Origin of the sequence: Cellulosimicrobium marinum, from assembly GCF_020551945.1 — a bacterium.
Taxonomy (GTDB): domain Bacteria; phylum Actinomycetota; class Actinomycetes; order Actinomycetales; family Cellulomonadaceae; genus Cellulosimicrobium; species Cellulosimicrobium marinum.
In genome coordinates this window covers 84,153-101,745 of the sequence record NZ_JAJBZH010000005.1, presented here as the reverse complement: position 1 = coordinate 101,745, position 17,593 = coordinate 84,153, and the positions used below count along the sequence as shown (strand labels likewise).

The window sequence follows — 17,593 nt, the reverse complement described above, 5'->3', positions numbered from 1 at the left end:
GCCAGCATGGCACCCCGGCCGCCGCGACCGCGCGGTGGAGAGCGCCGGGTGCGTCGTCGCCTCTCAGCGTGACCACAGGTGAGCTGTGCCACGGTGTCGCCATGACCGCCGAACCCGTCAGCCCGTCCCCCGCGCCCGCTCGCGGACCGTCCCGCCGTGCCCGCTGGGCCGTCCCGGTCGCGGTCGGCGCCGTCGTCGCCGGCGCGTTCGCCGCACCGTCGCTCGTGGCCTCCGCCGGCTCCGACCTCCCCGAGCTCACCCCCGCCGAGCTGCTGGCCAGGGTCGCGGAGGCCGACCGCGTCCCGCTGTCGGGGACGGTGGTGCACACCGCCCGGCTGGGCCTGCCGGACCTGCCGCTCGAGGAGCTGCAGGGCGCGAGCCCGCTCGACCTGCTCGGAGGCAGCTCGACCGTCCGCCTGTGGACAGACGGCGAGGACCGCTCCCGCGCGGCGCTGCTGGGCGACCTGTCGGAGTACTCCGTCGTGCGGGACGGACCCGAGGCCTGGACGTACTCCAGCCGCGACGACGAGGTCGTGCACTACACGGTCTCGCCGGACGACCTGGCGGCCTACTCCGAGCTCGACGAGGCCGCGCGCTCCGGCACCGCGCCCGACGTCGCGGGCGACCTCCCGACGCCGGCCCAGGCCGCGGACGCGCTCCTCGCGTACGCGGCGCTGTCGACCGACGTGTCGGTCGGCTCGGCGACCGAGGTCGCGGGGCGCGACTCCTACCAGCTGGGCCTCGTCCCGCGCACCCACGGCACGCTCGTGGAGCGCGTGCTCGTCGCGGTCGACGCGGAGACGTCCACGCCCCTGCGGGTCCAGGTCTGGAGCACGCAGGACGCGCAGACGCCCGCCCTGGAGATCGGGTTCACGGACGTGTCGTTCGCGACGCCCGACGACGCCGTCTTCGACTTCTCCGCACCCGCGGGTGCGGCCACGCGCGAGGTCGAGGTCCCGCTGCCGGAGCCGGCGGACCGCTCGGCGGCCGGTCCCGAGGCGCTGACGGGGGCGCCCGAAGGCGTCTCGGTGCACGGGTCGGGCTGGGAGACGGTCGTCGCGGTCGAGGGCGTGGACGTCGCCGGTCTGCTCGCGGGCGACCCCGCCTCCGCGTCCGCGCTGCCCGGGCTCGAGCGCAGCTTCGGCTCCGCCGGTGCGCAGGACCTCTACGGCGAGCTGGTCGGCGAGGACGGCACCGGTCCGGCCCTGCCCGAGATCGACGCCGCGGCGCTGTACGAGCAGCTCACCGAGGAGGTCCCCGAGGGCCGCCTGCTGTCCTCGGCGCTCCTGTCGGTGCTCGTGACGGACGACGGCCGCGTCCTCGCCGGGGCCGTGCCCGCCGAGGTCCTGCGCGACCTCGCATGACGGGCGACGTCGCGGCGTCGGCGCCCGCCGTGCGCACCCACGGGCTCACCAAGCGCTTCCGGTCGGGCCAGGTGGCCGTGGACGGCGTCGACCTCGAGGTGCCCCGCGGCGCCGTCTACGGCTTCCTCGGGCCGAACGGGTCCGGGAAGACGACCACCCTGCGCATGGTGCTGGGGCTGGTCGCGCCGACGTCGGGCACCGCCGCGCTCCTCGGGGAGCCGATGCCCGCTGCGGGCCCGCGCGTCCTGCCCCGGGTCGGCGCGCTCGTCGAGGGGCCGGGCTTCCACCCCTACCTGTCGGGGCGCGCGAACCTCGACCGGCTCGACGCCGTGGACGCGACCGCCGACCCCCGGACCCGGGACCGCCGGGCGGCCGCGGCCCTCGACCGGGTCGGGCTCGCCGCGGCGGCCCGCAAGCCGTTCCGGCAGTACTCCCTCGGCATGAAGCAGCGCCTCGGGCTCGCCGCGGCCCTCCTGCGACCGCGCGACCTGCTCGTGCTCGACGAACCGACCAACGGGCTCGACCCCCAGGGCACCCGGGAGGTGCGCCACCTCCTGCGCGAGCTGGCCGACGGCGGCACGACCGTCCTCGTCTCGTCGCACCTCCTCGGCGAGGTCGAGCAGGTGTGCACCCACGTCGGGATCATGAGCCGCGGCAGGCTCCTCGTCCAGGGACCGCCGGAACAGCTCGCCGCGGGCGAGGAGGCGACGGTGGTCGTGAGCACCACGCCCAGCGACGTCGACGGCGCCGCCCGGCTCCTCGGCGACCTCGGCCTCCGCGACGTCCGGGTCGACGGCACGGCGCTGTCCGCGCGCCAGGGCCTCGTCGCCCCGGAGAAGATCTCGGCCGCCATGGTGGGCGCGGGGCTCGACCTCGTCGGGCTCGAGGTCCGCCGACCCAGCCTGGAGAACCTGTTCGTCGAGCTCACCGGGGAGGGCTTCGATGTCGCCCGGTGACGCGTCGCCCGACACCCAGCACCCGGTCGGGCAGGGGTCGGCGCCCGCCCGGTCGCGCGGCGCCTTCGCGCGGCTGCTGGCCAGCGAGCTCCGCCTGGTCCTGGGACGGCGGCGCAACCTCGTCCTGCTGGCCGGGCTCGCGCTCGTCCCCGTCCTCATCGGCACCGTCGTCCTCGTCACCCAGGACACCGCCGTCGCCGCCGGAGGGCCGCCGTTCCTCGACCGCGTCACCGGCAACGGCCTCTTCCTCGTGCTCACCGCGCTCGTCGCGTGCCTGCCCCTGCTGCTCCCGCTGGTGGTGGGCATCGTCGCGGGTGACGCCGTGGCCGGCGAGGCCCAGGCAGGAACGCTGCGCTACCTCCTGCTCGTCCCCGTGCCGCGGACGCGCCTCCTCGCCGCGAAGGCGCTCGCCGCGCTCGTGTTCGCCGGCTGCACCGTCGCCGTGATCGCCCTGTCCGGGCTGGTCACCGGTGCGGCCTTCTTCGGTGTCGGCGAGGTCACCCTGCTCTCCGGCGACACGGTGTCCACGGCCGAGGGCGTGGCCCGCACCGCGGCGATCGTCGCGTACGTCGGGCTGTCCCTCACCGGGCTCGTCGCGGTCGGGCTGTTCTTCTCCACCCTGACCGAGGTGCCGGTCGCCGCGATGGCGGCGACCGTCGTCGTCGCCATCGTCTCGGGCGTGCTCGACGCGCTCCCCCAGCTGTCGGTCGTGCACGGCGCGCTGCTCACCCACCACTGGCTCGACGTCGGCGAGCTCCTGCGCGCCCAGGTCGACCTCGGCGTGCTCGGCCAGGGCCTCGCCGTGCAGGCGGCGTGGGCGGCGGTCTTCGGTGCGCTCGCGTGGAGCCGGTTCACGACGGCGGACGTGTCGTCGTGAGCGCCGGGCACCGTCGACGTCGGGGCGTCCCGACGCCGACGGTGCCCGCGGGGTTGCCGCGGCGTCAGCCCTTGACGCAGAGGAGCGTCGTGAGGCGTGCGACGACCTCGACGAGGTCGGACTGCGCGGCGATCACCGCGTCGAGGTCCTTGTACGCGCCGGGGATCTCGTCGAGCACCCCGGCGTCCTTGCGGCACTCGACGCCCGCCGTCTGCGCCGCGAGGTCGTCGAGCGTGAAGGTCTTCTTCGCCTTCGTGCGCGACATCCGGCGGCCGGCGCCGTGCGAGGCCGACCAGTACGACCGGGGGTTGCCGAGGCCCCGCACGATGTACGACCCCGTGCCCATCGAGCCCGGGATGAGGCCGAGGTCGCCCGCACCGGCGCGGATCGCGCCCTTGCGGGTGACGACGAGGTCCTGGCCGTCGACCTGCTCCACCGCGACGTAGTTGTGGTGCACGTTGACCGCCTCCTCGAACGTGACCTCGCGGTCCGCGAACGACGCCCGGACCGCGTCGACGACGAGCGTCATCATCACCGCGCGCGAACGGGCCGCGTACTCCTGCGCCCACCACAGGTCGGACAGGTAGGCGTCCATCTCCGGCGTGCCGCCGAGGAAGACCGCGAGCTCGCGGTCGACCAGGCCCTGGTTGTGCTCGAGCCGCTTCGCGACGGCGACGTGCTGCTCGGCGAGCGTCTTGCCGATGTTGCGCGAACCTGAGTGCAACTGGAGCCACACAGAACCAGACCGATCCGAACACAACTCCACAAAGTGGTTGCCTCCGCCAAGCGTTCCGAGCTGGCGGCGCGCACGGATCTCGATGTCGGACACCCGGCCGTGCAGCGCGTCGAAGCGCGCCCAGAACGCGTCCGCCCCCCGCCCGACCTCGGCCGGGCCGTTCCCCGCGATCGCGCGCAGCCGCCGCACGTCGACGGGGTCGTCGTGCGCGTGGAAGCCGACCGGGATCGCCGCCTCGATGCGGGAGCGGATCGTGTGCAGGTCGTCCGGCAGGTCCTCGACCGTGAGCGACGTGCGCACGCCGATCATGCCGCACCCGATGTCCACGCCGACGGCGTTCGGCGAGACCGCGTCGCGCATCGCGATCACCGAGCCCACCGTCGCACCCTTGCCGAGGTGGACGTCGGGCATGACGCGCACACCCTCGACCCACGGCAGCCCGGCGATGTTGCGCAGCTGCTGGAGCGCCGCCGGCTCGACCTCGTGCTCGTGCGCCCACATGAGCGTGGGGGCCTTGGCTCCGGACAGCGGGACGGGGAACGCGTGGGCCTCGGTGCTCACGGTGATGACCTCCTCGGGTCGGGTGTCGGGTTGTGGCGCCCGCCGGACCGGCGGGACGGTGTGCGCGCGGAGGGGGTCGAACCCTCGTCCGCCGGCCGACGGGCCGGTGCTCTGCCGCTGAGCTACGTGCGCTGGTGCCCTTTCACGTCGGGCAGACGGGACGCGAGGCGTCCGGCGCTTGACGAGTCGCTCGCCGTGCATTCACCACGCCGCGCGGACAATGCACGCACGACACCGGCAAGAATGGCGAGAAGAATCGCAAGAATTGCGCACCCGACTGATGTCGGAGTGCATGAGAAAGGCCGTCCCGGAACTTCCCGGAACGGCCCGTCGGTCGACGCGAGCGTCAGTCGACGGGTTGTCCGGAGGGCGCGAGAGAGCGGGCGTCGCGCAGATGGTCGACGCTCGGCACCGAGGACGGTCGCGCGCTGCGGTCGGCGGGACGACGCTCGCCGGACCAGAAGGACTCACGCACGGCGCCGCTCCTCTCCGGTTCAGGCTCTCGGGACGTGACGGCCCGCCGTCGGCGAACCGAGGATTACCGTACGGCACGCCCCGGCGCGGCACAACCCTCTTTCGAGAGCTCCTCGGAAATGCACGCCAAGAATTCGGGCGCACGCCCTCCGGCGGCCTGCCGTCGGAGGACGTGCGAACCGCCGCGTCCCGTGCGCACGATGGCTGGGCCGCCCGGACGACCGGGCGGCCCACCGACACGAGGAGGACCACGATGCGCGCCGTCGTCTACCGCGGACCGAAGCAGGTCGAGGTCACCGACGTCCCGGACGCCCGGGTCGAGGAGCCCACCGACGCCCTGGTCCGGATCACGACCACGAACATCTGCGGCTCCGACCTGCACATGTACGAGGGGCGGACCGCCGTCGAGGAGGGCAAGGTCCTCGGCCACGAGAACATGGGGATCGTCGAGGAGGTGGGCGGCGCCGTCGGCCGTGTCAAGGTCGGCGACCGCGTGAGCGTCCCGTTCAACATCGCGTGCGGCACGTGCCGCAACTGCATCGCGGGCTGGACGTCGTTCTGCCTGCGGACCAACCCGACCGAGGGCATGGCGGGCGCCGCCTACGGCTACGCCAACATGGGCCCGTACGACGGCGGTCAGGCCGAGGTACTGCGCGTGCCCTACGCGGACTTCAACCTCCTGGAGCTGCCCGAGGGCACGGACCACGAGAACGACTTCACGATGCTGTCCGACATCTTCCCCACGGGCTGGCACGGCACCGAGCTCGCCGGCGTCTCCCCCGGTGACGACGTCGCGGTCTTCGGCGGCGGGCCCGTCGGGCTCATGGCGGCCCACAGCGCGCTGATCCGCGGTGCCGCTCGCGTCTTCGTCGTCGACAAGGAGCCCGACCGGCTGCGCCTCGCCGAGGAGATCGGCGCGCAGGGGATCGACTTCTCGGCCGGCGACCCGGTCGAGCAGATCATGGACGCCACGCTCGGCCGCGGCGTCGACAGCGGCGTCGAGGCGGTCGGCTACCAGGCGCACGACCCGTCCGGCGAGGAGCACCCCGAGCTCGTGCTCGACAACCTCGTCCAGGTCGTGCGCGCGACGGGAGGCATCGGCGTCGTCGGCGTCTACGTGCCGCAGGACCCGGGCGCGGCCGACGAGGGCGCCCAGCAGGGCCGGATCGGCTGGGACTACGGCACCTTCTTCACCAAGGGCCAGCACATGGGCACCGGCCAGGCGCCGGTCATGCGCTACAACCGCCAGCTGCGCGACCTCATCGTCGCCGGCCGGGCGCGGCCCTCGTTCATCGTCTCGCACGAGCTCGGTCTCGGCGAGGCCGCGGACGCGTACGCGCACTTCGACGCGCGTGAGGACGGCTGGACGAAGGTGCTGCTCAAGCCGGCCGCCTGACGGTCACCGACCCGTCGGCGCCCCTCGTCCACGGTGGGGGGCGCCGACGCGCGCCCGGCCAGGGCCGGGAGCCTCCCGCGCCACGGACACCGCCCACGCGACGAGCGGCACCTGGAGCGGCAGCCGGCCCCACGCGACAGCAGGCCTGCCGGCCCAGGACCGCGCGCCGGGACGGGAGTCGAGGGCCATCTTCACGTTGCCCGGGAAGACGCCGACGAGCAGGGCGGCGCTGGCCGCCCCGCCGACCCGGCGTGTCTGCGGCAGCACGAGCGCGGTCGCGCACGCGAGCTCGGCCAGCCCGCTCCCCACGACCCAGGCCCTCGCCGGACCGAGGCCGTGCGGGATCAACGGCTCGAACACCTGCGGGCGGACGAGGTGCAGCACGCCGGACGACCCGAGCAGGGCGGCGAGCCCGACGGCGGACGCGGTACGCAGGTGCATCGGTCGAGGCTACGGGGGGCGACGAGGACGCGCGCGGGGGCCGGTGCGTGAAGACCTCGCTTGGCACACTTTTCCTCGGTCACCCTCAGGTGCGGCGACCACCTTGTCCACGGTGTGGGGTGCCCCCGGTAGGGTTCCGACGTTCCGGACACACCGCCCGACGCCGACGAACCCGGCAGCCGACCGAAGGAGACCGCCTCACCATGATGGGTGCCCACCACGCCGCGTCGGGAGCCGCCGCGTGGGTCGCCGTGACCTCGACCGCGCCGTTCGCCCTCGGCTGGCACCCCGTCTCCTCCGTCGGCGTGATGACGGGCGCCGTCGTCTGCGCCGGCGCGGCCCTCCTGCCGGACGCCGACCACCACAACGGCACGTTCGCGCACTCCCTGCCGCCGGTGAGCGAGTGGGTCTCCGACGCCGTCGAGACCGTCGCCGGCGGGCACCGGCAGGGCACGCACTCGTTCCTCGGGATCGCCGTGTTCACGGCGCTCGCGTGGGCGGCGGGCCTCGTCACCGTCGAGACCGCGTCGTTCGGGACCGTGTACGTCGGCGCCGGGATCCTCACCGTCCTGCTCGTCGCGCTCGCGCTCAAGGCGCTCAAGCTCACGCGCCGCGGCAAGCTCGCTCCCTGGCTCACGTCGCTCACGGTCGCCGCGCTCGTCGCGCTCTTCGCCCCCGAGGAGTGGAACTGGATGCCGGTCGCCGTCGGGATCGGCGTCACCGTGCACATCCTCGGCGACGTCCTCACGACCAACGGCGCCCCGCTGCTGTGGCCCGTAAAGTTCCGCTCCCCGCGCTGGGTGCGGCGCTCGCTCGTCGTCGACGACGTGTGGCGACCTGGTGGGAGCTTCGCCGTCCCCCTGCTCGGGGACACCGGCTCCGTGCGGGAGTGGCTGCTCGCGACCGCGGTCGGGCTGTACGCCGTCGTCGGCTTCACCTGGTCGGCTCTCGACCAGATGGGCTTCGACACCCTCGGCACGTGGGACCGGCTCGTCGCCGCCATCGACACCGCGGTCGCCGTCGCCTGACGACCGTCCGCGGCAGCACCGCGGAAAAGGCGTTGCCCGCCCGCCGCGGGCGGTGGCACCGTCGGTCGGAGCAGCCCGCGCCGTCGGGCACCGGAGGAAGGAGGACGCGATGAGCTGGACGACCCACGCCTGCGCACCCACCACCCCCGGGAGCACCGCGCGCCGCTGAGGCGCAGCCCTCCACGCGCGCCGCCACGGCGCCGGAGGCACCGGGCGCTCCCCGCCCGAAGGAGCCACCGTGCCCGAGCACGACCTGACCGACCCCTACCCCGACCTCCCCCCGACCTTCGCGCGCGACCCGCGCACTCCCCCGCCACGGCGCCTGCGCCGGCACGACGACGCCGACGAGCTCGCCCGCGAGGCGCTGGGCGTGCTCGACGCCGCCCTCGGACCCGGCCAGCGCTGGTCCACCTGGCACGCCGTCGAGAAGGGCCAGCGCGGTCCGGAGCCACGCCCCGACTGGGTGGTCACCGCCGACGCAGCCGTCGACACCGACCTCGGCGTGCTCAAGACCGGCAAGGAGGCCGACGTCTTCCTCGTGGAGCGTGCGGTCCCCGGCGACCCCGCGCGGCGATCGGTGCTCGCGGCCAAGCGCTACCGCGACCTCGACCACCGCGCGTTCCGCCGCGACACCCTCTACACCGAGGACCGCCGGGTGCGGCGCACGCGCGACCGTCGTGCCCTCGACCGCAAGTCCTCCTACGGGCGCCAGGTCGCCGCCGGCCAGTGGGCGGCCGCCGAGTTCGCCGCGCTGGGCGACCTCTGGTCCGCCGGCGCGCCCGTCCCCTACCCCCTGCAGATCGACGGGAACGAGATCCTCATGGAGTTCGTCGGGTCGAGCGACGGCGACGCGCACGAGGCGGCACCCCGCCTCGCCCGCGCCCGCCCGGACGCCGAGCTCCTCGCGTCGTGGTGGGACCAGCTGCGCGACGCGATGGCGGTCATGGCCCGGCACGGGTGGGCGCACGGCGACCTGTCCCCCTACAACGTCCTGGTCGACGACGACCGGATCGTCATCATCGACCTGCCGCAGGTCGTCGACCTCGTCGCCAACCCGTTCGGCACCGAGCTGCTCCTGCGCGACTGCCGGACCATGAGCGCGTGGTTCGCCTCGCGGGGTCTCGACGCGGACGCCGACACGCTCTTCGCCGACCTGCTCGCCCAGGCGTGGTGAGGAGACGGACGGTAGAACGGGGACATGGACTCCTACGACAGCGACGACGTCCAGGCGTTCCTCACGACGTTCGGGGTCGCGGTGAGCACCGGCGACCTGGAGACCATCGCGGAGTCCTACGGCTTCCCCGCGCTCGTCGTCGACGCGACCGGCTCCCAGGTCGTGCCCGACCCCGACGCCGTCCGCGACGCCGCGCACGACCGGGCCCACGGGTACCGCGTACGCGGTCTCGTCGCCGCGGCGGCGCACCTGGAGGCCGTCGAGGAGGTCGGCGACGCGCTCGTCTGGGCGAAGGTCCGCTGGAGCTACCGCGACGAGTGGGCGAACGAGCAGGAGTCCGACACCGTGCTGTACCTGCTGCGCCGCGCGCGCGACACGTTCGAGGTCTGCGTCGAGGTCCGGCTCGCGGACGCCCCCTGACGGCCGTGGCGACGGCGCCCCCGACGGTCAGCACCCCGGGTCGTCGACCGGTGCGCCGCCCGCCACGAAGTCGAGCCGCACCCCGGGGTCGACCGGGACCAGCGGCACGGGGTCGCCGGAGGTCCAGGTGCGCGGCACGAGCACGTCGTACCCGCCGGACCGCGTGAGGAGCACGTAGCCCGTCGACCGGTACGGCAGCGCGGCCCCCTCCGGGCAGTCGTCCGGCGTCCCCACGGTGACGAGACCGAGGTCCTCCGCGCTGCGCACCACGACGCCGGGAGCGGTGGGCAGCTCGGCGACGAACTGCCGCGCACGCTGCGTCCCGACCGCCGCCGAGTAGTCGGCCACGGCCCAGAACAGGGCGAGCGCCACCAGCACGAAGACCGCGCCCCACTCGGTGAGACGGGTCCCCGCCCGGACACGGATCCCGGCGGCCCGCCGGTGGGCGACGACCGCCGTGGAGAGGAGCACCACGCCGAGCGCGAGACACGCCGGTGCGACCCAGCTCCACGCCTCGGGGAGCAGCACGACCCCGAGCGCGCGCAGCACGCCGCACAGGACGAGCACCGAGCCGACGACGGCCACCGCCGTCCGCTGCCGGTGGCCGTCGACCGCCCGCCGGACCTCGTCGGGCACGACGCTCCACACCCACAGCCCCGCCAGGACGCTCACGCTCACCACGAGCAGCGGGACGAGCAGGCCGTCCTGGGACCGCAGCAGGTAGTCCTGCGTGGTGAGCTGGAGGACCGTGACGTCGACCCCGAGGTGCTGCAGGAAGTACGTCGCGTGCGACCGGCCGAAGAAGTACAGCAGCCCGGTGATCAGCGTCGCCGGTGCGACGACCTGGGTGAGGATGCGCGCGACGCGCGGGATGTCTCCGGCCGCGTCGCGCCCGTCCGTCGGCTCCCGCACGTCCGGCGTGCCGTCCGCGGCACGGCCGGGTGCGTGCTCAGCCATCGGAGTCGTCTCCCGGCGACGCCCCATCGTCGGGCACGGTGCCGTTCCCGCCGTCCGACTCGTCGCCGTCCGGGTCCTGAGGTCCCACGCCGGGTTCCGGTCGCGGTTCCGTCACCCCCTCGGGCGGGCACCGGACCTCGACCACGAGCACCTCGTCGCGCTCGACGACCGCTCCCGACGCGGGACGCAGACCGGAGAACGCACAGAGCTCGGAGCTCTCGTCACCCTCGATCACCTCGCGCACGAGGACGAGGCACAGCTCGCCTCCGCACGCCGCGGCCACCGCGTCCTCGATCGCGGGGAACGCCTCGTCGATCCCCTGGCCGATCTGGCTGAAGGCCGGGACACGGACGGGAGAGGGGACGACGCCCACACCACCGGTACCCTCGCCGGTACCTCCGCCGGGGCTCGCGTCCTGGCGTTCCGCTCCGCCCGCCGTCTCCTCCCCGGCGCCGACGAGCGAGGTCGGTTCGCCGGCGTCGTCGCCCGCCGGGCTCGGCGTGATGCAGCCCGCCAGTCCCCAGGTGACGAGGAGCGCCGCCGTGACGAGGACGTGCGACGCCCTCCTCCCCGGTCCCATGTCCACCTCCCACCGTGCGTGCGGCCCGGTGCTCTTCCTGGAGGGAGCGAGCGCAGCGCCCCGATGATGCGCGGTGCCCCGCCTCACGTCGCGCGACCGGTCGGCGGGGCGAGGGGCTCAGCGGAAGTCGCGCGACGTCGTCGACACCTGCAACGAGAGCGGGGCGAGGTGCTCCGCGACGAGGTTCGTCGCGCCGTCGGCACGTTCGAGCCGGCCACGCACCACCATGGCCGCGGACGACCGCGCGACGGTGCGGAACCGCCGCCACAGACCGGGCGAGCACACGACGTTGAGGATGCCCGTCTCGTCCTCCAGCGACAGGAACGTCACGCCCCCGGCGGTGCCGGGCCGCTGCCGGTGCGTGACGACGCCCCCGACGGCGACCCGCGACCCCGGCCGCGTGCCCGGGGCCTCCCCCGCGGCGTGCTCGGCGTCGTCCGCTACCGCGATCGCGTCCGCGACCTCGACCGCCCCGGCGACCGTGAGCACCCCCGCCGCCGTCAGCCCGTCGCGCACGTACTGCGTCGGGTAGGAGTCGGTGGACACCCCCGTGGCCCACACGTCGGCGACGGACGTCTCGACGTCCGACATGCCCGGCAGCGGCGGCGCCTCGACACCGACGCTCACACCCGGCAGCGTGCCCGGCCCTTCCTGGGACAGCGCGCCCGCGGCCCACAGCGCCTCGCGCCGCGTCACCCCCAGGCAGTCGGTCGCCCCCGCCGTGGCGAGCCCTTCGAGCTGGGTGGTCGTGAGGTCGACGCGTCGCACGAGGTCGCGCAGGTCGCGGAACGGCCGGGCGGTCCCACCGTCCGACGGCGCGTCCCGGGCTGCGACGATCCGCTCCGCCGCGTCCTTGCCCAGCCCGCGCACGCTCGCGAGCCCCAGCCGCACCGCGAGCCCGAGGTCCGGCTCGGGCCCGAACGCGGTGTCGATCCGTGGAGGCCTCGCTCCGGGAGGGGGCGGGGACCGCCGAGGGCCGTGGTCGGGTCTGGCGGGAGGACCCGAGGGACGAGGGTCCGGAGGGTAGGCCCGAGCGCGGTCCTCGCTCCCTCCCGCAGGCGAGGGCGAGGGCAGCCGCTCGACCGTCGCCTCGACGTCGGACGCGTTGACGTCGGGGCGCAGCACCGTGACGCCGTGGCGGCGCGCGTCCGCGACGAGCGACTGCGGCGAGTAGAACCCCATGGGCTGCGCCGCGAGCAGCCCGGCGTAGAACGCCGCCGGGTGGTGCACCTTGAGCCACGAGCTCGCGTACACGAGGAACGCGAACGAGTACGCGTGCGACTCGGGGAACCCGAAGTCGGCGAACGCCTTGAGCTTGTCGTAGATCTGCTCGCGCACCCGCGCATCGTCGACGCCCTTCTTCCGCATCCCGTCCATGAGCCGCTCGCGCAGCGCCTCCATGCGCTCCACCGACCGCTTCGACCCCATCGCGCGGCGCAGCTGGTCCGACTCCGCGGGCGTGAAGTCCGCGACGTCGATCGCCATCTGCATGAGCTGCTCCTGGAACAGCGGCACGCCCATCGTCCGGCCCAGCGACTTCTCCAGCAGCGGGTGCAGGAACGTCACCGGCTCCCGCCCCCGGACCCGGTTGATGTACGGGTGCACGGACCCGCCCTGGATCGGCCCGGGCCGGATGAGCGCGACCTCGACGACGATGTCGTAGAACGTCCGTGGTCGCAGGCGCGGCAGCGTCGCCATCTGCGCGCGCGACTCCACCTGGAACACCCCGACGGTGTCCGCGGCGCACAGCAGGTCGTACACCGCCGGGTCCTCGGCGGGCAGCGTGTGCAGCTCCAGGCGCGACCCCTCGTGCCGCTCGACCAGCCCGAACCCGATGCGCAGCGCCGTGAGCATCCCGAGTCCCAGCAGGTCGAACTTCACGAGGCCCGCGTCGGCGCAGTCCTCCTTGTCCCACTGCAGGACGGTGCGCCCCTCCATGCGCGCCCACTCCACCGGGCACACCTCGATGACCGGCCGGTCGCACATGACCATGCCGCCCGAGTGGATCCCGAGGTGCCGCGGAAGCCGCAGCATCCGGTCCGCGAGGTCCAGCACCTCGCCGGGGATCTCGCCGTCCTGCTCGGCCGACGGCGGCCGGTGCGCGGGCACGACGTCGTGCGTGTCGTCGGCGCGCAGCGCCCCGTCGATCCCTGGCTGAGCACCACGGCTGCGGTCAGGTCCGGCCGGGGGGTGCGGACCGCGCTCGGGCCTACTATCCGGACCCTCGTGCCTCGGGTCCTCCCGCCAGACCCGACCACGGCCCTCGGCGCTCCGCACCCCCCGGCCTCTCTCCGTGCGTCGGCTCCCGTCCTCCTCGGCGAGGGGGTCGACGACGCGGACGTCGCGCGAGGCGCCGCCCCGGAAGGTGCCGGTGCGTGGGGAGGTGGGGGTGGCGCGCGCGGCCGTGGCCGGGTCTGGCGGGAGCGGGCCGAGGGGCGAGGCCCGCGGAGGGGAGGCCGCGCGCGCCACCCCCACCTCCCTCCCAGCCGCCACCTGCTCCGGACCGCCCCCCTCCGCCGGTCCCCACAGCGCCGCGACGCGCGCGTCCTTCGCGGCGGTCCGCGTGACGACCTTCGCCGCGATGTCGCGCTCCTTGGCGGCGCGGTCGGCCGCGGGCGAGGTCGGGTCGGGGCCGCGGAGCGACCCCCAGCGCTCGATGGACTTGCTCCACGCGTCGGCCTGCCCGACGTCGTACCCGAGCGCGCGGGCGGCGTCGCGCACGGCGGACTTCGGCCGGTAGGAGATGACGTTCGCGACCTGCGCGGCGTGCGTGCGGCCGAACGTCCCGTAGACGTGCTGGATGACCTCCTCGCGGCGCGCGGACTCGATGTCGACGTCGATGTCGGGCGGGCCGTCGCGCTCGGGCGCGAGGAAGCGTTCGAACAGCAGGCCGTGGCGGACGGCGTCGACGGCGGTGATGCCGAGCGCGTAGCAGACGGCGGAGTTGGCGGCCGAGCCGCGGCCCTGGGCGAGGATGCCGTGCACGCGGCAGAACTCGACGAGGTCGTACACGACGAGGAAGTACCCGGGGAAGCCGAGGTCCTCGATGACGCGCAGCTCGTGGTCGATCTGCGCCCACGCGCCGGGGACGCGCTCGCTCCCGCGGGGCCCGTAGCGGTCCTCGGCGCCACGGCGCACGAGCTCGCGCAGCCACGTGGCCTCGGTGTGCCCGTCGGGCACGGGGTAGGGCGGGAGGGCGGGGGCGACGAGGCGCAGGTCGAACGCGCACTCGTCGCCGAGCGCTGCGGCGGTGGCGACAGCCTCGGGGTGCCGCCGGTGGCGCGCGAGCATCTCGGCGGCGGAGCGCAGGTGCGCGGTGGGTGCGCCGGGCAGCCAGCCGTCCATGTCGTCGAGCGAGGAGCGGGCGCGCACGGCCGCGAGCGCCCCGGCGAGGTCGGCGTCGCGGGGGCGGGCGTAGTGCGCGGCGGTGGTGGCGACGAGCGGGAGGTGGGCGTCGGTGGCGAGGGCGGCGAGGGCGTCGTGGAGGTCGGCGGTGCGGGGGTCGTCGTCGGCGGTGATCTCGACGGCGACGTTGTCGGCGCCGAAGGTGGCGACGAGCCGGTCGAGCTCGCGGCGTGCGGCGTCGCGCCCGGTGGTGACGAGCGCGCGGCGCACGGCGCCCTTGCGGCAGCCGGTGAGGACGAGCCACTGGCCGTCCGCCTGCTCGCCGAGCGTGTCGAGGCGGTGGTCGGCGGCGCCTTTGGTGCCGGTGGCGAGGTGGGCGGTGCCGATGGCGCTCGACAGGTTCCGGTATCCCTGGGGGCCGCGGGCGAGGACGAGCAGGTGGGTGGAGCGGGGGTCGGGGACGCCGGTGGGCGGGTCGAGCACGGGGGCGCCGGAGGGGGCAGGGGCGGGCAGGTGGAGCTCGGCGCCGAAGATCGAGTCGAGCCCGACCTTGCGTGCGGCCTCGGCGAAGCGCACGACGCCGTAGAGGCCGTCGTGGTCGGTGACGGCGAGCGCGGTCAGGCCGAGGCGGGCGCCCTCGGCGGCGAGCTCTTCGGGGTGGGACGCGCCGTCGAGGAAGCTGAACGCGGAGTGGGCGTGCAGCTCGGCGTACCGGGGGGTGGGCATCAGTCGTAGACCCCTTCGACGGTCCAGCGGCCTCGGGTGCCGGCGAGGAGGAGTCCGCGGCCGTCGTCGAGCAGCACCTGGAGGTGGACGCGGCGGCGGGGTGCGGGGGTCCACCAGCGTTCGGCGAGGGGCCAGGGTCCGGCCCAGTCGACGACGGCGTGCGCGGTCCCGGGCGGGGGTTCGCCGTCGCGGGGGCATCGCACGGTGGCGGGTGCGCCGCTCGTCGCGAGGCGTGCGTCGACGACCACGGGGTTCCCGGCGGCGTCGAGCAGGGTGACGTCGTACGGGTCGACGGGCACGAGGGCGGGTGCGGGGCTGGGGAGCCCGCCGGGCCATGGCGGGTCCGGGTCGCGGGGGCGGGTGACGTCCTCCCCGAACGGCACGAGGTGCACGCGGTCGGCGGGGTCGCGTCCGCCCTGGACCTGGACGCGCAGCACGGCGTCGCCGCCGAGGATGCCCTGGACGCGGCCGAGGGCGCGGTGGGCGCGCTGGTCCTCGCCGCTGGAGGCGCCCCAGAGGCGTGGTTGCTCGGCCCCGGCGGGGACGACCTCCTCGGCGGTGAGGGTCAGGCGGGTGAGCGGTGCGACGTCGGGCACGGTCTGCGGCCCGCCGGGCGAGGTGCCGTGCGGGGTGCGTGCGGTGCGGGCCGCCCGGACCGACGACGCGGTGAGCCAGCCCTCGAGCTGCCAGCGCACGCGGTCGGTGAGGCGGGCGGGGCTGGTCGCGCCGGGTGCGTCGAGCCGCCACGTCCGGTCGAGGTCGTCCCCGGCGGTGGTGCGGGCGGTGATGCGCAGGCGGCCGGCGACGAGCGAGCGGGTGACGAGCTGGTCGTGCAGGTCCTCGGCGAGGCGGCGGGCGGCGAAGGTGGCGACGTCGACCCGTTCGGCGGGCGGGTCGAGCTCGGTGGTGACCGCGACGTCGGGCTCGACGCGTCGTCGGGCGGGCGGGCGCAGGTCCTCGCCGCGCGCGAGGCGGTGGGCCCAGGCCCCGAGGTCGCCGAACCGGCCTTCCACGGTCGCGGGCGGGAGGGCGCGGAGCGCGCCGAGGGTGCGGACGCCGAGGCGGTCGAGGAGCTGGACGAGGTCGGTCACGGCGACGGCGACGTCGGGCCGGGTCGCGACGTGCACGAGGTCGGACGTGGGGCGCGGGGCGAGGAACGCCGGGGTCTGCCCCGGGGGGACGACGACGGTGGTGCGGGCGGCGAGCACCGCGGCGAGGATGCCGTCGGCGACCCCCACCTGGGCCTCGTGGCCGGTGCGTGCCACGACGCGTGCGACGAGCGCGTGGGCGAGGGACTCGTCGGAGCCGTGGTAGCGGCTCGCGCCGTCGGCGGGCAGGAGCAGCAGGCCGGGGCGGGTGATCTCGAGGCCGGCGACGACGGACTCGGCGGCGAGGGCCACGGGCTCGAACTCGCGGGCGTCGCGCGTGTCGTCGACGTCGAGGAGCTCGAGCTCGGGGCAGCACTCGCGGGCCCGACGGCGCCGCATGCCTCGCCGCACGCCGGCGGCGCGCGCGGTGGCGGAGACGGCGACGACGCGGCGTCCGTCGTGCGTCGCGGCGGGCACGTGCGCGGGGATCTCGCGGACGGCCATCGCCGCGAGGACGGGCCAGTCGGGGACCCAGAGCGCGGCGGTGCGGGTGGGGTGCCCGCTCATCCGACGAGCCTCAGCCGGTCCGTGCCGGGGTGCTCCGGGGCGGCGGGCGCGGCGGCGTCCTGCTCGACGAGGTGGGCGGGCCAGTCCCGGTGGGCGAACGGCAGCTCGACCTCGACCCGGGCGGGGCGCGGCGCGCCCGCGCGGCCCGCGCGCTCGACCTGCAGGGTCCGGCGGCGCAGCCAGCCCGCTCCGTGGTCCGCGCCGGTCCACGCGCCGCCCGTCACGGTGAGCGCGACGTGGGCCCCGGGCCACGCGGTCGCGGCGACGAGGACGGTGCCGCGCTCGCGCGCGCGGGCGAGGACGCGGCGTCGGTCGGTGTCCGTGAGGTCGGCGGCGGGGCCGACGACCACGACGTCCATGCCGTCGACGAGCGCGGCGACGGCGAGCGCGGCGTCCGGGCCGGGGCGCGGCACGAGCGCGAGACGGCCGAGGTCGACGCCGGCGTCCGCGGCGGCGAGCAGCCCGACGTCGGGCAGGCCGACGGCCGTCGTCCACGCCCCGGCGGTCGACGCGCCCGCGACGAGCGCGAGCAGGAGGCTCGTGGACCCGCGCACGGTGAGGACGGTGCCGCGCCGGATCGTCCCGGTGGGGAGCAGGGCGGTGAGCGGGCCGGGCACGGGCCACGACCGCTCGTCGGCCCCGGAGGCCGGCGGCAGGGTGCGGTGCCGGGGGGTGGTGGGAGGCGGCTGCGGCACGGACCGTCCTGGGGCCTGCCCGGGGACGGTGGCGAGGGGGGCGCGCAGGTCGTGGCGGCGGACCCCCGCGCGTTCTTCGGCGCGCCGGAGGGCGGCGCGGGCGAGCGCGGCACGGTCCGTGGCCTGCGGCCCGGCCGGGTCGGCGACGACGGTCATCTCGCCTCCCGGTCCTGCTCGTGCCAGGGTCGGGCCGCGCGACGACCCCACC

14 protein-coding genes and 1 tRNA gene are annotated in these 17,593 nt (G+C 75.7%); 7 read left to right on the top strand and 8 right to left on the bottom strand.

The window, feature by feature from the left end; genetic code table 11:
- The first annotated feature begins 101 nt into the window (after nt 1–101).
- The 3 genes from LGQ04_RS12295 to LGQ04_RS12285 are packed head-to-tail and all read left to right on the top strand — an operon-like array spanning nt 102 to nt 3,197.
- Entirely contained in the window at nt 102–1,364 is a 1,263-nt protein-coding gene (locus tag LGQ04_RS12295) for a LolA family protein (protein ID WP_229244041.1), read from the top strand.
- The gene (locus tag LGQ04_RS12290) at nt 1,361–2,320 is read left to right on the top strand and encodes an ABC transporter ATP-binding protein (RefSeq protein ID WP_229244040.1); all 960 of its coding nucleotides are present in this window, start codon (nt 1,361–1,363) and stop codon (nt 2,318–2,320) included. Before LGQ04_RS12295 ends, LGQ04_RS12290 begins: the two co-directional genes overlap by 4 nt.
- Complete coding sequence (locus LGQ04_RS12285) at nt 2,307–3,197, top strand: DUF2705 family protein (protein WP_229244039.1); 891 nt, start codon at nt 2,307–2,309, stop codon at nt 3,195–3,197. The genes LGQ04_RS12290 and LGQ04_RS12285 overlap by 14 nt, the downstream gene beginning before the upstream one ends.
- A 64-nt stretch (nt 3,198–3,261) precedes the next feature.
- Here the strand turns inward: LGQ04_RS12285 and LGQ04_RS12280 are convergent, their stop codons facing one another.
- Both LGQ04_RS12280 and LGQ04_RS12275 read right to left on the bottom strand, forming a co-directional pair.
- Nucleotides 3,262–4,434 carry an RtcB family protein gene (locus LGQ04_RS12280; RefSeq protein WP_229244505.1) on the bottom strand — a complete coding sequence of 391 codons (1,173 nt, stop codon included), beginning with the start codon at nt 4,432–4,434 and terminating at the stop codon, nt 3,262–3,264.
- Nucleotides 4,435–4,555: 121 nt separating this feature from the next.
- A tRNA-OTHER gene (locus LGQ04_RS12275) sits at nt 4,556–4,626 on the bottom strand.
- A 595-nt stretch (nt 4,627–5,221) separates the two neighbouring features.
- Here LGQ04_RS12275 and LGQ04_RS12270 point away from each other — a divergent pair.
- Nucleotides 5,222–6,364 carry a glutathione-independent formaldehyde dehydrogenase gene (locus LGQ04_RS12270; protein WP_229244031.1) on the top strand — a complete coding sequence of 381 codons (1,143 nt, stop codon included), beginning with the start codon at nt 5,222–5,224 and terminating at the stop codon, nt 6,362–6,364.
- 3 nt (nt 6,365–6,367) lie between these two features.
- Here LGQ04_RS12270 and LGQ04_RS12265 read toward each other — a convergent pair whose 3' ends face one another.
- Nucleotides 6,368–6,805: a DoxX family protein gene (locus tag LGQ04_RS12265; protein WP_229244029.1), complete on the bottom strand. Its 438-nt coding sequence runs from the start codon at nt 6,803–6,805 to the stop codon at nt 6,368–6,370.
- A 203-nt stretch (nt 6,806–7,008) separates the two neighbouring features.
- Between LGQ04_RS12265 and LGQ04_RS12260 the strand changes: the two genes are divergently transcribed.
- From LGQ04_RS12260 to LGQ04_RS12250, 3 genes are all read left to right on the top strand, one after another.
- Entirely contained in the window at nt 7,009–7,833 is an 825-nt protein-coding gene (locus tag LGQ04_RS12260; RefSeq protein WP_229244027.1) for a metal-dependent hydrolase, read from the top strand.
- Nucleotides 7,834–8,071: 238 nt separating this feature from the next.
- Nucleotides 8,072–9,007, top strand: coding sequence for a serine protein kinase RIO (locus LGQ04_RS12255; protein WP_229244025.1), 936 nt, complete (start codon nt 8,072–8,074; stop codon nt 9,005–9,007).
- Nucleotides 9,008–9,031: 24 nt separating this feature from the next.
- On the top strand, nt 9,032–9,427 hold the full coding sequence (locus LGQ04_RS12250) for a DUF6841 family protein (RefSeq protein ID WP_229244023.1): 396 nt from the start codon (nt 9,032–9,034) through the stop codon (nt 9,425–9,427).
- 27 nt (nt 9,428–9,454) lie between these two features.
- Here the strand turns inward: LGQ04_RS12250 and LGQ04_RS12245 are convergent, their stop codons facing one another.
- The 5 genes from LGQ04_RS12245 to imuA' all read right to left on the bottom strand — a co-directional run bounded on the left by LGQ04_RS12245 (nt 9,455) and on the right by imuA' (nt 17,541).
- On the bottom strand, nt 9,455–10,384 hold the full coding sequence (locus LGQ04_RS12245) for a hypothetical protein (protein ID WP_229244021.1): 930 nt from the start codon (nt 10,382–10,384) through the stop codon (nt 9,455–9,457).
- Nucleotides 10,377–10,964 (bottom strand): hypothetical protein, encoded by a 588-nt coding sequence (locus LGQ04_RS12240; RefSeq protein WP_229244019.1) that lies wholly within the window; start codon nt 10,962–10,964, stop codon nt 10,377–10,379. The genes LGQ04_RS12245 and LGQ04_RS12240 overlap by 8 nt, the downstream gene beginning before the upstream one ends.
- Nucleotides 10,965–11,081: 117 nt before the next feature.
- On the bottom strand, nt 11,082–15,035 hold the full coding sequence (locus tag LGQ04_RS12235) for a PHP domain-containing protein (protein WP_229244017.1): 3,954 nt from the start codon (nt 15,033–15,035) through the stop codon (nt 11,082–11,084).
- Entirely contained in the window at nt 15,035–16,690 is a 1,656-nt protein-coding gene (locus tag LGQ04_RS12230) for a DNA polymerase Y family protein (RefSeq protein ID WP_229244015.1), read from the bottom strand. The genes LGQ04_RS12235 and LGQ04_RS12230 overlap by 1 nt, the downstream gene beginning before the upstream one ends.
- Nucleotides 16,687–17,541: a DnaE2-dependent mutagenesis accessory factor ImuA' gene (imuA', locus tag LGQ04_RS12225; RefSeq protein WP_229244013.1), complete on the bottom strand. Its 855-nt coding sequence runs from the start codon at nt 17,539–17,541 to the stop codon at nt 16,687–16,689. The genes LGQ04_RS12230 and imuA' overlap by 4 nt, the downstream gene beginning before the upstream one ends.
- Between the last annotated feature and the right edge of the window lie 52 nt (nt 17,542–17,593).

Excerpts from the sequence above, each read along its gene's own strand:
- LGQ04_RS12280 (WP_229244505.1), bottom strand. The coding sequence starts at position 4,434 with ATGTGGGCGCACGAGCACGAGGTCGAGCCGGCGGCGCTCCAGCAGCTG.
- LGQ04_RS12290 (WP_229244040.1), top strand. The coding sequence starts at position 1,361 with ATGACGGGCGACGTCGCGGCGTCGGCGCCCGCCGTGCGCACCCACGGG.
- LGQ04_RS12240 (WP_229244019.1), bottom strand. The coding sequence starts at position 10,964 with ATGGGACCGGGGAGGAGGGCGTCGCACGTCCTCGTCACGGCGGCGCTC.
- imuA' (WP_229244013.1), bottom strand. The coding sequence starts at position 17,541 with ATGACCGTCGTCGCCGACCCGGCCGGGCCGCAGGCCACGGACCGTGCC.
- LGQ04_RS12250 (WP_229244023.1), top strand. The coding sequence starts at position 9,032 with ATGGACTCCTACGACAGCGACGACGTCCAGGCGTTCCTCACGACGTTC.
- LGQ04_RS12265 (WP_229244029.1), bottom strand. The coding sequence starts at position 6,805 with ATGCACCTGCGTACCGCGTCCGCCGTCGGGCTCGCCGCCCTGCTCGGG.
- LGQ04_RS12270 (WP_229244031.1), top strand. The coding sequence starts at position 5,222 with ATGCGCGCCGTCGTCTACCGCGGACCGAAGCAGGTCGAGGTCACCGAC.
- LGQ04_RS12285 (WP_229244039.1), top strand. The coding sequence starts at position 2,307 with ATGTCGCCCGGTGACGCGTCGCCCGACACCCAGCACCCGGTCGGGCAG.
- LGQ04_RS12295 (WP_229244041.1), top strand. The coding sequence starts at position 102 with ATGACCGCCGAACCCGTCAGCCCGTCCCCCGCGCCCGCTCGCGGACCG.
- LGQ04_RS12235 (WP_229244017.1), bottom strand. The coding sequence starts at position 15,035 with ATGCCCACCCCCCGGTACGCCGAGCTGCACGCCCACTCCGCGTTCAGC.
- LGQ04_RS12245 (WP_229244021.1), bottom strand. The coding sequence starts at position 10,384 with ATGGCTGAGCACGCACCCGGCCGTGCCGCGGACGGCACGCCGGACGTG.
- LGQ04_RS12230 (WP_229244015.1), bottom strand. The coding sequence starts at position 16,690 with ATGAGCGGGCACCCCACCCGCACCGCCGCGCTCTGGGTCCCCGACTGG.
- LGQ04_RS12260 (WP_229244027.1), top strand. The coding sequence starts at position 7,009 with ATGATGGGTGCCCACCACGCCGCGTCGGGAGCCGCCGCGTGGGTCGCC.